Below are 14,304 nucleotides of genomic sequence, written 5' to 3'. Positions count from 1 at the left end.
TTATTTTTTTGTGCTAGTAATCAGTTACTATCATAATATCATGGAATTGTGGCTGTATGCCTTGGTGGAAAATTAAATAACGATCATTTTTTTAAACTAAAATATGGTGTTGAAAATGCAGGTTTCTATTATTGTTTCTACTTCTAATCAGCCGGAATGGTTCGAAAAAGTATTATGGGGATATAATATACAAAGTTTTAAAGAATTTGAGTTGATTGTCGCGGATGATGGATCCGGTAAAGCTACGCGGGAAGTACTGGAACGGCTGACACCCCGACTATCTTACCCGCTAAAGCACGTGTGGCATGAGGATAGAGGTTTCCGGAAATGTGAAATATTGAATAAAGCTATTTTGGCGGCGAGTACGGATTATTTGGTTTTTACTGATGGAGATTGTATCCCGAGGAATGATTTTATTGAGAAGCACATGAAATTCAGGAAGAAAGGATACTTCCTTTCAGGTGGGTGTCGCAGGTTGTCAATGGATACTTCCCGTGAGATTCATTTGCGGGATATCGAGTCACAGGCTTGTTTTAATATCTGTTGGCTAAAACAGCATGGGATGAGAAATTCTTTCCGTAATAATAAATTGACTCGTTCTTCTTTTAAAGCCTTTCTCTTGAATTTCTTGACAACAACGAAGGCAACATGGAACGGGGGCAACGCTTCCGGCTGGCGAGAGGATATTATCCGGGTGAATGGTTTTGACGAAAGAATGGAGTACGGGGGAGAGGATCGGGAGTTCGGGGAAAGATTGGTAAATGCCGGAATCCGGGGATTACAAATACGTTATTCGGCTATTTGCTTGCATCTGGATCATGCACGGGGCTATGTGAACGAGAGTGCCTTGCGAAAAAATAAAAAGATTCGGAAGGATACCGTGTGTTTAAAACATATCCGGACAAATTTTGGAATCGTAAAATCCGAAGATTCGAATTGTTAAATATCTAATCGTGTGTTTTATTGTTCAAAATTGGAATACTTTTTGCTATATTTGTAAATGTAATGAACCATAAAGAGAGGGACATGGTATTTGCAGAATTATGTTATCAAATTTTTGAGAGGGCAACCTTGTGTTATCATGTGGCTGATAGCACGGATGCCGACATCAAGAATCCATACAAGTTAGAATCTATAGAGTATTATCTGTTCCAAAAGAATTGGGTTGATGCTATTCAATGGCACTTGGAGGATATCATACGCGATCCGGATATTGAGCCTGAATTTGCATTGCAAATCAAGCGTCGAATTGACGAGTCGAATCAAAAACGTACGGATTTGGTGGAGTTGCTGGATGAATACTTTTGGAAGAAGTATGAAAATGTGATCTTGTTGCCTCATGCCACGATAAACACGGAAAGTCCGGCTTGGGCTTTAGACCGTTTATCTATTTTGTGTTTGAAGATATATCACATGGAACAGGAAACGCAACGGGTAGACGTGAGTCAAGGGCACGTGCGTAGATGTGAGGATAAAATGCATATATTATTGGAACAGAAACGTGATTTGATTGTTGCAATCGATCTGTTACTGGAGGATATTGAAGCCGGGAGAAAATACATGAAAGTTTACAAGCAGATGAAAATGTATAACGATCCGGAATTGAATCCTGTATTATATGGAAAAGAGATTTCACGATGCGTGTAAGAAAAGTTTTGGTGATTCGCTTCCGGCGGATAGGCGATGCCGTGTTATCTGTTGTGATATGCAGCACGATAAGGAAGAGTTTTCCTGAGGCGGAGATCCATTATGTCGTGAATGATTATCTGGAACCTTTATTTCAAGATCACCCGGATGTTGACCGGGTAATCACGTTTTCCAGTCGTGAAAACGATCATTTTTTCACGTACGTGAAGAAAGTCTTCCGGTTGATGCGCGAAGAACATTATGACGTGATCGTAGATACTCGCTCCACGTTGAAAACATTATGGTTTAGTATTCTCTCTCCGGGAACAAAATATCGTATCGGTACGCGGAAATATTATAATCTTTTCTTTCATAATTACCGGATAAGGAATCATCAAGATGAAAGTTTGGACGAAGTATCCCGTAATTTGTTGTTGGTTAGGCCGCTGGAGAAAGAAGCACCTTTGGTGTATGATGCGGATTTTCGTTTGCAAGTAACGGAAGGAGAAAAGGAAGAATTTAAAAGATACATGATCGAGCAAGGGATTGATTTTTCCCGTTTGGTTATATTATGTACCCCTTTTACCCGCGTGGTGGATAAAAAGTGGGATATCCGGAAGATGAAGGAAGTGTTGTCCCGTTTGGTCTGGAAATACGATGCTCAATTGATTTTTAATTACTCGAAAGAAGAGAAAGCGGATGCTTTAAGTTTATTTGATGAAATGGGACAGGACAAGCATATCTTCGTGAACGTGGAAGCTGATACATTGCGGAAGTTGGTAGCCATGATCTCGTTATCTGATTTCTTTTTCGGGAATGAAGGCGGTCCTCGTCATATGGCGCAGGCTTGCGGAGTTTCCGGTCTGGCTATATACCCGCCTTGGGTGAACATGCAAAAGTGGCTGCCTTCCCGTGACGAACGCTATCAAGGGGTGAGTCCTTTGGATTTTATGCCTGAATCGGAAAGGGGTATGCTTTCGGATAAAGAGATATTCGATCGTCTTACCGAAGATCAGGTGTGGGGGCGGTTGGATTCCATGTTAAGAAAAATGATGAAGGATATTTAGATACCGTATTATTCATTATCTTTGGTGCCGTAATTGTGGTAAGTAAAATGAATAATATGAAGAATGTATACGTGATAGGGGTTTTCGACCTGTTTCATTTCGGTCATGTCGAGTTGCTAAGACGCGCGAGGGCGTTAGGTGATCGTTTGATCGTGGCTATTAATGGAGATGATATGGTTGCTTCTTACAAACGCAGGCCTTTTTTGTCCGAGCATGATCGACTGGAAGTCGTGAAAGCGTGTCGTTACGTGGACGAGGCTTTTATCATTCGGGAATACGATAATAAAGAATATATCAAGAAATACGGGATTAATGTTATCGTGCATGGTGATGATTGGGATGGAGAGGGGTATCTGAAACAGATTCGGGTGACACCGGAATTTCTGGAAGAGCATCATGTGGAGATGGTGTATTTACCTTACACGAAAGGAATAAGCACGTCGGAATTGGTTGAAAAGATAAGAAGCACGAAATAATGTATTCTAAAATTATAAATGTACCCATAGTTCTTGAGATCGGGGAGAATATTTTCATTCATATGGATGAGATATTGCAGCGTAATCATATTTTTTTCAAGGAGAAAATTTTAGTGACCTCCCCGGAGTTGAAAGAACTTTACAAACAGCAGATAGAGCAATTATCGTTTGATGAGATCATGCTTATTCAAGGCGGTTCTTATGAAGAAGCCCGCGAGGTGATGGGAAATATCACGAATAAGGATGCACTTTTGGTTGCTTTCGGGGGCGGAAGTGTTATTGATGCCGTGAAAATGATTTCGAACGACTTGAATCTAAGTTATATTACAGCACCTTCCACGTTGTCAAACGATGCCATTTATTCACCAATCGCTCGGCTTGTTCAAAACGGGAAAAAGCAAAGTTTCGGGGTAAAGGCTCCGTTAGGTATTATAGCGGATATTGAGATTATAAGGAGATCGCCTAGAAAATTGTTATTGGCAGGGGTGGGGGATTTGGTGTCTAATGCTAGTGCCGTGAAGGATTGGAGATTGGCGAACGCGGAAAAAGGCGAATATATTAATAATTTCGCTTTGACTTTGGCAACTCTCAGTGGTAATTCCGTGATGTCTTACACGATAGACGATATCGGAACGAATCGGTTTATCGGGGATCTGGCGAATGGACTGGTGATTTCGGGATTGGCGATGGTATTGGCGAATAGTTCACGTCCGGCGAGTGGTGGGGAGCATCTGGTCAGTCATGCGATTGATGATCTTTACCCGATGCGAACGACTTTACACGGGTTGCAAGTGGCTTGGGGGCATTTGTTGTTAGAACGGGATTATCGCCAAGATGATGATGATTTCGAGAAATTGCGGTTGTTCTTTGATAGGATGAAGATCACTGATGAATTGGAGCATGACCTTCACTTTTCGAGTGATGAGATCGCTCGGATTATTGCCCGGGCAAAAACTATCCGGGACAGATACACGATTTTATCTAAATTTTAGCCAGTTCTAAAAGTTTGTCCGCTATTCTTTCGGAAACTTTTCCGTCAACTTCTCCGACGACATAACGGGATAATTCTTCTCGCTTGGTTTTATTTTTGTCCGGATTTGCTAAGTTTTCACGGACATATTGTACCATTTCCTTGTAGTTTTTCGGGGTATCCCCGACTTCCCACAAGTAGAATTTCGAGATATCCAGTCGTTTGCGCACCTTGTGTGGGAATAATCTGTCTATCGGGCGATAGTGTAGAAACATATTGATGATAGCAGGTTTACCTACCCCCGAAAATTCAAATACCGCACTTGACATATCGGAAATCAATAAGTCTGCGGCATGAAGAAACGGAAGAATATTGGTTTCGTTGAAATTTGCCAGATACACGTTGGGTGAGGTTGCCCATGTTTGTAACAGGTGTAAATCTTTCCGGTATTTTTTACGTAGGAAAAGATGTGAATGCGGTTTTAAAATAATGTTGTATTCGGCAAAGTCCTCGGGGAATTTCTTTCCCATTTTCAACACGGAAGAGGGATAGAATGTCGGGGCGTAAAGTATTGTTTTTTTGTTGATATCCAAGTGGCGTTCTTGAAAAAATTTTTTCCGGTCATCGTCTGTCAACTTGAAATAGTTGTCCAGTTTGGAATAACCGGAAACATAAAAGATTGATTTTTTCTCGGGATAGAGTTCGAGCAAGTATTCTTCCAAGAATTTGCCATCAAGGAAACGTACATCGACTTCATTAAGTCCCGGTTCGATATTCATAGTCTTACCGCCCCATACTCCATGATTAATAAAAGCGGATTTATTGAATTGTGTATGTATATGGTGAGGAGTATTCCCAAACACGAGCGTGTTACAGAAACAATCTTCTTCTTCAAGTATATAAGTGAAGTTATTTTGCTTGCAATAATTGATAGATTCTTCCCTTTGGTTTATCTCATCACGATCTCTTGTCTTTGGAATAATCACGACATAGGGAACTTCACGTTTGATAAGTTCTCTGATAACGGGTTCAAATTGCGGAGAGTAGTATAATTTTTCGAGATAGAAGCCAATCACGTAGGTTTTCATACACTTTTGCTGTTAATAAACGATCGTTTAATAGGATACAAATATACAGCATTTTTGTATCCTATCCTCGTTTTGGTTGATATTTTTTATGCGCTAGTAATTAAGTGTTTACACTTTTACAAGAATAATAGCGAACGATATATCTGTTAATATCATTAAACGATCCTTTATTGATTGTTTAAAATTAGCTGTAAACTAATAGAAACATTAATTTTATTTATCAATGTTACGAACATCTCTTATTGTATCCACTTATAATAGACCATGTGCTCTTGCGTTGTGTTTGGAAAGTGTTAGAAGGCAGAAACAACTCCCTGATGAAGTTATTGTTGGTGATGATGGCTCGAGAGATGATACAAGAATTTTGATCGAGAGCTTCCAGAAAGATTTTCCTGTACCGTTGTTACATATATGGCAAGAGGATAAAGGATTTCGTTTAGCACAATGTCGTAATAAGTGTATCGCGAAAGCCAAATATGAATATATTATTCAGATCGATGGGGATATTATTTTGAACCCTTATTTTGTTGCAGATCATATTGCATGTGCTGAGGAAGGATGTTATATAAAAGGTGGACGGGTGAATATTATGGAATCTAGAACGGAGCAATTATGCAAGGACAGAACGTACACTTCTTTGGGATTCTTTTCTCGTGGATTGACGAGAAGAGAGAATTCGATTCGTTGCTTGTCACTAGCTAAATATCTTGCTCCTCGTCGAAAGACGCGTCCCGGGTTGGGGTGTAATATGTCCTTCTGGAAGAAGGATTTAATTCAGGTGAATGGGTATGATGAATATTATGTAGGTTGGGGTGGTGAAGATTATGATTTGAGTATACGTTTACAGAATATTGGTCGTCAAAAATTAGCGTTAAAATTTGCGGCTATTGGATTTCATTTGTGGCATGAAGATAAATACATGGATAATAAAGAAAAGAATTTTAATTACTATTTTGACAAAGTGGCAGAGAAGGCAACTTGGTGTGAATGTGGAGTAAGCCAATATTTGAAAGAAGATACACAAGAAGAAGCGTGATGAAAAGTTTTTTATATTATTTGGAACATCGTTTCCGACTTGTGAAGTATCAACTACGTTTTCGGAAGAAACAAAAGGCATTGGGTTTTATTCTTGATATAAAATCAACGGATGAAACCTTGGATAAAATATTGCGGGACCATTGTTCTGTCAGTCGGTATGGTGACGGGGAATTAAATCTTATACGTGAAAAAGGGAATGGATTTTGTCGTTATAATTCTTCTTTGGCGGAAAGATTGCAAGAAATATTAATTACCGAAATTCCCAATCATATTACTTGTTTGCCTTACGCTCTGGTGTCACGGGAGAATTTGAATCTACGCACGAAAGTTTTTTGGTTAGGCTATTTTATCAAGGCACATGATGTTTTTGCCCGTAATCTGAAACCTGAAAAAGTGTATTATGATGCTTCATTTACACGTTTTTATTTCGCGTATAAAGACAAAAGCGTGTGTAAAGGATATCTGGAAAAAATCAAACAGATTTGGTCGAATCAGGATGTGCTTCTGGTTGAGGGAGAATATAGTCGTTTAGGTGTAAATAATGATCTTTTTGAAGGTGTACGTTCGTTACAGCGTATTTTGTGTCCCGCAAAAGATGCGTATGAAAAATACGATGATATTTTGAATATGACGGTCAAGCATGGAGATAAAAAATTAATTCTTGTTGCATTGGGACAAACGGCAACAGTATTGAGCTATGATCTGGCGAAATTGGGGTATTGGGCGATTGATATCGGGCATGTGGACGTCGAGTATGAATGGTTTTTGCGTGGGGCGAAAGATAAAATTCATATTAATGGGAAATATGTCAATGAAGCTAAAAATAATACTTTTTACAGGGAGAGAATCTGTAATGATGGTTATGAAGCAACGATTATAGAACGAGTATCGGAATCACCACTTTGAAGTTATATAATATGAAGAAAGTGCAGGAGATATTTTTTCTGGCAATGGGAGGCTTATTAGGGAGCGTGGGTATATTGTATGGGATGACATTTCATTATTTTCTTCTTTTTATAGTTATCTTCTTCGCATTCTCGAACTGGAATTCTTGTATCGAAAAAGTGAGGAGCGGGAAGGATTATATTTTGGTATTTATTGTATACTTGTTGTATATCTCTTTGCAAACCATATTTTTGAATGCCGGGGTAAATGATAAGGCTTATTTCGGAATATTTGAAACTATATCACTCAATTTTATTTTAGTACCTGTTTATGTGGTAACATTGAGAGAGATAATGACTCCTCGATTATTGAAACAGTTCCTTTTTTTATTTTGTGCCGGGTGTGTGTTGTTGAATTTGTATATCGTGTTCTATCTTGTGGGAAAAGAAGCGTTTACGGATATGCAATCAACTATCGAGTTTTTGTATACAAGTCGTTTCGGTGATAATAAAATGTCGCTTTTAGGAGGAAGTTTATTATTGGAACCACAGGCGTTTACTATTGCTTTGACTGCATTAATTTCATATATAATGATTTTTATTGAACGTCGGTGGGAAATGAAAATTTTGTGCGGGATGATGTTGTTGTTATTATTTTTTTTTCTGTCATTTACTGTAACGAAAGCCGGGTTGTTAGCATTTGCGGCTGGTTTTGTACTCGTAAATATTTATATCCTAAAAAAAAGAACATGGCGAATGCGTTTGACGCTATTAGCTTGTGTTTTTTTGTTTGTTTCCGGCGTATTCGTGTTTGATGGCTTTAGGGAAAAGTATAAAGAAAGGACAGGTGAAATTATTGTAGAACTGGGGAATATCAAACATGGCATATACTCGGGCGGGACAATAGCGCCTCGGGTCGGTTTTATTCGAGAGGCGTATATACATGTTGATGAATTCGCTTTTGGGGGATTGGGTGTGTATGCTAAAAATAGAGTGAAAGAATGGTTTAAAAATTCCGATGCAGGGCTTGGTGAGTTTAGGAATGTGCATAATACATTTTTACATTATTGGATACAGGGAGGAGTGTTTGGTTTGGCAATCATGATATTTCTTTTTGGATCTCCATTTTACATGATGATAAGAAATAGAAGGTTCTCATATTTGATTGCTTCAATGATGGTTGTCATTATTATAACAAATGGTTCAACTATCCTGTTGGATCTGAATAATTCACGGTTTATAATTGTGTTATTACTTTCTATGTTTTATTACTATGGAGATACTTTTCGGCAAATAGAAAAGGCTATTACCCGGTAAATTCATTTAGGAAGCAATTTTTTATCGTCCCGATATTATAAAGAGAATATATCTTGTATATTTGTATGCCGAATGTATAATATGAGTTGGATGGTGAAGTTTCAGAAATATTTTTTTCTTTCTGTTGCTTTCCTGTTGGGAAGTATTATACCCTTGTATGGTAATGTTTTCAACTTCCTATTGTTGATATTGGTTATATTCATGTTATGGAAGCGGAAAAGCAAAGTGTGGGAGAGTTTACTGGCGGAACGATTGTATATCGGGGTGAATGTTGTATTTTTGCTTTATTTTATAGTACACACCGTGGCTGTATTATTGAAAGGAAATCTGATAGCGGAGCCTAGTTATGGGACGTTTGAGGCTTTAATACTTAATTTTGTGTTAATTCCGGTGTGGGTTGCGACGTGGCGAGAATGGATTACTCCCGGCTTGATTAAAAAATTCCTTTTGTATTTCTGTTCGGGGTGCTTGTTGCTAAATATATATATATTATTTCTTGTGGTTGGAAACAAACTATTTACATCTCCGGGTGAGGCCTTGGAATATTTGTATAACAATCGTTTCGGAGAAAATAGATATGTATTAGGAAGTAAATATTGGTTAGAAGTTCAAGCGATGCTTTTAGCTGTTTCTGCATTGGTTGTTTATTTCTTACTAATAATAGAAAAAGCGTGGAAAAAGAGAGGACTTTTGTTGTGTATGTTTGGGGTGCTTGTGGTGTTTTTGTCCTTTACCGTCACTAAATCTGCTATATTGGGTTTCTTGTTAGGTTTTATCGTGATGAATTTTTATTTGTTTCGAAAACTTTCTTTCAAGCGACAATTTTTGTTTGTTGGCGGTGCTTTGGTTTTCGTGTTGAGCTTAACTTTATTGATGGATTTAAATAAATATGAAGAACGGATACATGAAGTGGGAATTGAGGTGCAAAATGTACGTGAAGGGAAGTTTGTAGGTGGAACAGTTGCTCCGCGGCTTGCGTTTATAAAGGAGAGTTTCAGGCACTGGGATGAGTTTGCCTTGTGGGGGTTAGGTGTAACTACAAAACATCGAATAAAGGCATGGTATGAAGCTTCGGATTTGAATATTGCGGTTTTTAATAATGTGAATAATACTTTCCTTCAATATTGGATTACGGCAGGATTGGTAGGTTTAGCTGTCATGAGCTTTTTGTTTTTTGCACCACTTTATCGAATGATTAAAAGAAAGAGGTTTTCATTCTTAATCCTGTCTGTATTATTGGTCTTTCTTGTTGTCAGTAATTCGTGTGTCACTTTATCGTGGGCAAATTCACGGGCATTGATGTTGATATTTCTTGCCATGTTTTATTTCTACGGGGATATGTTCTCCCAATTGGAAAACGATATTCCCCAAGAAGAAAAGCCTTCTATTTGATTAGCTTTCCTTTGCGGCTGAGTTTAATCGTGAAGCCGAAATTGTCTTTGAAAAGTTTGCCCAAGTCGCTGTATAAGCCTGTTTCTATTGTAAACGGTAATTTGCGGAAAGGAAGAGTCACTTCCAATGCACCGGAGAACTGATCTTTATTGAATTTGTTTCCGTATGTTCCGTAGTTTTTTGAATACGAGAGTAATAATTTGTAAGGAGTTGTTTGCCATGCCATACCTTTTATCCCGATGTGGTGTCCAATGATACGGTTATTGATGATTCTAGTAAGGTTATCGCTTAAACCGGGTGTCATGAACGGGCTGCCGATAACTTGTCCGTATAGAGTCCATCCGTTGGCGTATTCACCGTTATTAAAATAGTTATCACATCCCCCGAGTACTTTCCTCCCGTAGAAATGACTGTTCGGGTCTTGTTTCGCTATTTCTTCCGGTGTTGCAGGTCTGTCATGGCGAGAGCCGGATTGATATTTGGTATAATAGAATTCATATATGACATCGGATATCCATTGTTGCGGATTTTTTGAACCGTAATAGAAACAATAAGTTCCGTCCGGGAAGGAGCGAAAATCTGTCCCCGAGCCATCTTCGAAAGGGATATCGTGGTAAAATGATAATATGTAATTATCTGCTAAGTGATTAATTCTTAGATATTCTCGTCCCAAATGATTCCCCAAGGCATTGATAGAATCGCTGGTTGTGGCTCCCGCACCGCCGCCATCGGCAAAAATGATGCGGCCGTAATCACTGAAAGAGCCGGGTTGTTTTCCTAGAGTGGGATGTTTGCCTGCCCATTGTGCCCAATGTTCCAATCCGGCAATGATTTCCCAACGGCGATGAGGGGTGATTTTCACGTAAAGAGATTTGTTGTGCAAGCGAATGTCTTTCACGTAACTATTGTCAGTCATCATATAATCAGCCCAATTAAATTGGAAAGCGATGATTCCTTTTGTGCCGGGAATATCTATAAAATCACTTCTAAGGTTATAACCCGGGAAAAATCGGGAATTTCCGGAACGGACAAAATCCCCGTTGGTAGAAGAAACACCGTTATATTCTTCTTCCGGGTGAATCATGCCCAGATCGAGCCGAAGTTTACGCCAGCGGGCACTTACAAAAAGTTGGTCTAAAATAATTTTATTTCCCGGACTGGAGAGATATCCCCCCGCGGATACGCCATAGGCGAATTGAATCTTGTGTTTGTTCGTGAAATCGGAATAGAGTCCCAGTTCCAATAAGGTTCCGTTCCCGTTAGGCATAAGTCCATGCCGATTGCTGACAGCCCAAAAGGGTAATGTCTTCTGTGTGGAAGCGAATCCCGATAAAGATGCGTTATAAACTACATCTCGTTTTTGTCCTTGGCCTGAAAAAGAAAACAGGACTACAAGGATACATACCCAAAAAATCCTCATGTCGCCGATTTATGCACGTCTATTATTAATCTTCAGCGACAAATGTATCTCTTTCTAGCCTAAAAGGCGTCGTTCGATCAAAGAAATATCTTCTTTATAGGTTAATTTAACATTAGAAGGCGAGCCTTGGATAATTTTGATAGGAATCTCCGGTAAATAGCGTTTTACGACACCACAATCGTCCGTGCTGAAAAAACAGGGATCTGTAAGTGCTTTATTATAAGCTCCTCGCAACGTGTTTGCTAGGAAGCCTTGTGGCGTTTGTACTTGAAATAGGGTAGAACGATCGGGGATGGCGTTCACGAATTGTTTCGTGGCATCACTTTGCAAAATGGTATCAGTGGCAGGAATGGCTGTCGTGCAGGCTTCACAATTGTCGAGAGCCTCAATCGTGTCACTGATCATTTGTTGGGTGACTAATAATCGCACGGCATCGTGAATGATGAATTTGCAATTCGTGTCTTGATAGGCGTTTAAGGCGGCTAAAGTGGAATGGTAACGTTCTTTGCCACCCGGGATAATCATTCTTACTTTGCCAAATCTTTCCTTGGTAACAATCTCTTGAGTTTCATTCAAGTAATCTTTATGGACAACAATAATGATTTCGTCAATAAGTTCGTTTTGCTCGAATACTCCGAGTGTATGAGCCAATACTGTTTTCCCTGCAATGGTGATAAATTGCTTCGGGAGTTCGCTGCCTAATCGTCGACCGGAACCACCGGCCAGAATTACTCCAATGCTCTTCATTATAATTGAAAATTGAAAATGTGAGTTTCTCAATCTTTAAGAGGTTTGACAAAGGTAGATTTAATCGGCAATTATAGAATCCGTTAATTCGAATTCCAGTTCGCCGCCGTTTATGATTTCATCATGCGTAATCCATGTGCGATCCAAAGGGTCTCCGTTCAATAAAACTCTTTTCACGTAAATGTATTGATCGTTTTCCCTATTGGCTTTTATCACGAAACGGCGATCTTGCCCGAGTTTGATAATTACTTTCTTGAATAAGGGCGTCCCTAACTGGTATTTGGTGTCACAAGGATTGACCGGATAGAATCCTAGGGCAGAGAATACATACCACGCGGACATTTGACCACAATCCTCGTTACCGCACAGACCGTCGGGACGATCCGTGTAAAGTTCCCGGCGAATTTTGTCTATATAGTATTGAGTCTTGTATGGTTTGTCCGTGTAATTGAACAAATAAGCCACGTGGTGAGAAGGTTCATTTCCTTGGGCGTATTGTCCGATTAATCCGCTGATGTCGGGAGAAGCGTTGCTGCCCTCGATGACGGAAGGCAGGGTGAACAAGCTGTCTAATTTTCGGGCGAAAGCTTCTTTGCCGCCGTGTAAAGAGATAAAGCCGTCGATATCATGGGGAACAAACCACGAGTATTGCCAAGCATTTCCTTCCGTGTAATCGTCGTTGCGATGCGTGGACGAGAAAGGGGAGAAAGGAGTTCTCCAACTGCCGTCTGCTAATTTGCCCCGCATCAATCCGGTTGAAGGATCGAAGAGGTTCTTGTAATTTTTAGATGATTCCATGAAAAAGAGATAATCGTTTTCTTTTCCCAAGGCTTTTGCCATTTGCGCGATACACCAGTCGTCATAAGCAAATTCAAGGGTTTTGGATACCGATTCTTTTTCCAGATCACACGGGATATAATTGTATTCCCGGAAAAGTCCCAATCCGTATCCTTTGGAAAGGGATGTTTCTTTCATTGCCTCGTATGCTTTTTCCACGTCATACCCCCGGATTCCTTTTAAATAGGCTTCCGTGATAACCGGAATGGCGTGATTGCCTATCATGCAGTGGCTCTCGTTACCCATTAGTTCCCAGTTCGGTAACAACCCGTGAATCTCGTAATGCCGGATGAAAGAGTTGATCATATCATTCACTCGATCTTTTTGAGTAATGGTAAAGAGAGGGTGTGATGCCCGGAATGTATCCCATAAGGAGAACACCGTGTATTGATTTTCTTTCCCCACGCTATGAATTTCTCCGTCCGGTCCTTTATAATTCCCGTGTGCATCAGAGAACAAATAAGGGGCAAGGTACGCGTGATAGAGAGCCGTGTAGAATGTGCGTGTTTCCTCTTTTGTGCCGCCCTCGACTTTGATACGCGATAAAGCCCGTTTCCATTGTTGTTTGGCTTCTCTGCGCACTTTATCAAAGCTCCAGTGCGGGAGTTCTTGATCAAGGTTTGCCGCGGCTCCCTCGCAGTTTGCAGATGAAATGCTGACTTTGACCAATATTTTGTTGGTTACCGTACCGAAATCAATCCATGCATATCCTTTATCGGAAACGATTTTTTGTCCGTTTCTCAATAATTGCAACGTGTCAACACCCGCCCAGACGTCAACATCCTGCGAGAATTCCATGAAAAAATAGACATTGTGTTCCCGTGCCCAACCGGTGGATTTTCGATAGCCTTGTATCGTGCGGTTATTGATTTTCTTGATAGAGGTCATTACCGTGCGATCCCAATTTCTTGCCGTGGTTAAATCCAGTGTCAGCCCGTGGACAGCATTAGACGGGTATTGATAGGCGTGCATTCCACAACGGTTGGTGACCGATAATTCGGTTTTTATACCGTTGTCGAAAGTTACGCTATAATATCCGGGTTCGGCTGTCTCGTTGGCATGAGAGTATTTGGCGTACCCGGAAGTGATGAAGTCGATGGCTTTTTCTCCCGGTTGCGGGCGTCTTGTGACGGGTAGAAGTCGGATATCCTGCAAATCGCCGATTCCGGTTCCGCTTAAATGTGAATGTGAGAACGAGGATATGATACTATCACTGTAATGATAGCCGGAACACCACTCCCAACCGCTGTGCGGATTATCCGGGCTCAGTTGAATCCCCCCGAAAGGTACTGCCGCACCGGGGAAGCAATGTCCTTGTTCGGCAGTTCCGATAAATGGATCAACGTAGTCCGTTACTCGTGTTTCTTTTTCTTTTCGACAGGATGTAAAGATCCCGGTAAAACAAAGCAGGAGTAGAAGGAGTCGTGTTTTCATGATATTCG

Annotated in this window: 13 protein-coding genes; 9 read left to right on the top strand and 4 right to left on the bottom strand. The window is 40.2% G+C overall.

From position 1 onward, the window contains the following. Positions 1–103: 103 nt before the first annotated feature. The 5 genes from CS948_RS20670 to CS948_RS20650 all read left to right on the top strand — a co-directional run bounded on the left by CS948_RS20670 (position 104) and on the right by CS948_RS20650 (position 4,161). Positions 104–943 carry a glycosyltransferase family 2 protein gene (locus CS948_RS20670; protein ID WP_218014310.1) on the top strand — a complete coding sequence of 280 codons (840 nt, stop codon included), beginning with the start codon at positions 104–106 and terminating at the stop codon, positions 941–943. An 83-nt stretch (positions 944–1,026) separates the two neighbouring features. Further along, positions 1,027–1,647, top strand: coding sequence for a DUF4254 domain-containing protein (locus CS948_RS20665; protein ID WP_099294765.1), 621 nt, complete (start codon positions 1,027–1,029; stop codon positions 1,645–1,647). Continuing rightward, on the top strand, positions 1,638–2,693 hold the full coding sequence (locus CS948_RS20660; RefSeq protein ID WP_099294187.1) for a glycosyltransferase family 9 protein: 1,056 nt from the start codon (positions 1,638–1,640) through the stop codon (positions 2,691–2,693). The genes CS948_RS20665 and CS948_RS20660 overlap by 10 nt, the downstream gene beginning before the upstream one ends. Before the next feature lie 56 nt (positions 2,694–2,749). After that, a complete protein-coding gene (locus CS948_RS20655; RefSeq protein WP_099294185.1) occupies positions 2,750–3,169 on the top strand; it encodes an adenylyltransferase/cytidyltransferase family protein in 420 nt (139 codons plus the stop codon). Beyond that, a complete protein-coding gene (locus CS948_RS20650; RefSeq protein ID WP_099294183.1) occupies positions 3,169–4,161 on the top strand; it encodes an iron-containing alcohol dehydrogenase in 993 nt (330 codons plus the stop codon). Before CS948_RS20655 ends, CS948_RS20650 begins: the two co-directional genes overlap by 1 nt. Here CS948_RS20650 and CS948_RS20645 read toward each other — a convergent pair. Further along, positions 4,151–5,227, bottom strand: a complete 1,077-nt coding sequence (locus CS948_RS20645) for a CDP-glycerol glycerophosphotransferase family protein (RefSeq protein WP_099294181.1) — start codon at positions 5,225–5,227, stop codon at positions 4,151–4,153. The genes CS948_RS20650 and CS948_RS20645 overlap by 11 nt on opposite strands. 223 nt (positions 5,228–5,450) lie before the next feature. On the opposite strand from CS948_RS20645, the gene CS948_RS20640 reads away from it, so the two are divergent. The 4 genes from CS948_RS20640 (at position 5,451) to CS948_RS20625 (ending at position 9,858) form a co-directional block, all read left to right on the top strand. Further along, positions 5,451–6,263 (top strand): glycosyltransferase family 2 protein, encoded by an 813-nt coding sequence (locus tag CS948_RS20640; protein WP_099294179.1) that lies wholly within the window; start codon positions 5,451–5,453, stop codon positions 6,261–6,263. After that, positions 6,263–7,171: an SP_1767 family glycosyltransferase gene (locus CS948_RS20635; RefSeq protein WP_176555156.1), complete on the top strand. Its 909-nt coding sequence runs from the start codon at positions 6,263–6,265 to the stop codon at positions 7,169–7,171. The genes CS948_RS20640 and CS948_RS20635 overlap by 1 nt, the downstream gene beginning before the upstream one ends. Positions 7,172–7,587: 416 nt before the next feature. After that, positions 7,588–8,466: an O-antigen ligase gene (locus tag CS948_RS20630; protein WP_176555155.1), complete on the top strand. Its 879-nt coding sequence runs from the start codon at positions 7,588–7,590 to the stop codon at positions 8,464–8,466. Between the two features lie 498 nt (positions 8,467–8,964). Further along, the gene (locus CS948_RS20625) at positions 8,965–9,858 is read left to right on the top strand and encodes an O-antigen ligase (protein WP_255302098.1); all 894 of its coding nucleotides are present in this window, start codon (positions 8,965–8,967) and stop codon (positions 9,856–9,858) included. Here the strand turns inward: CS948_RS20625 and CS948_RS20620 are convergent. Genes CS948_RS20620 through CS948_RS20610 form a run of 3 tightly spaced genes read right to left on the bottom strand, consistent with a single transcriptional unit; the run spans position 9,851 to position 14,296 of the window. Further along, positions 9,851–11,278 carry a capsule assembly Wzi family protein gene (locus CS948_RS20620; protein ID WP_255302097.1) on the bottom strand — a complete coding sequence of 476 codons (1,428 nt, stop codon included), beginning with the start codon at positions 11,276–11,278 and terminating at the stop codon, positions 9,851–9,853. The genes CS948_RS20625 and CS948_RS20620 overlap by 8 nt on opposite strands. A gap of 54 nt (positions 11,279–11,332) precedes the next feature. Beyond that, the gene (gene ispD, locus CS948_RS20615; RefSeq protein ID WP_099294169.1) at positions 11,333–12,025 is read right to left on the bottom strand and encodes a 2-C-methyl-D-erythritol 4-phosphate cytidylyltransferase; all 693 of its coding nucleotides are present in this window, start codon (positions 12,023–12,025) and stop codon (positions 11,333–11,335) included. A 60-nt stretch (positions 12,026–12,085) separates the two neighbouring features. Beyond that, on the bottom strand, positions 12,086–14,296 hold the full coding sequence (locus tag CS948_RS20610; RefSeq protein ID WP_099294166.1) for a GH92 family glycosyl hydrolase: 2,211 nt from the start codon (positions 14,294–14,296) through the stop codon (positions 12,086–12,088). Positions 14,297–14,304 lie beyond the last annotated feature (8 nt).

The sequence above is a fragment of the Butyricimonas sp. Marseille-P3923 genome, from assembly GCF_900184685.1.
Taxonomy (GTDB): Bacteria; Bacteroidota; Bacteroidia; order Bacteroidales; family Marinifilaceae; genus Butyricimonas; species Butyricimonas muris.
This window is presented reverse-complemented; position numbering and strand designations above follow the sequence as displayed.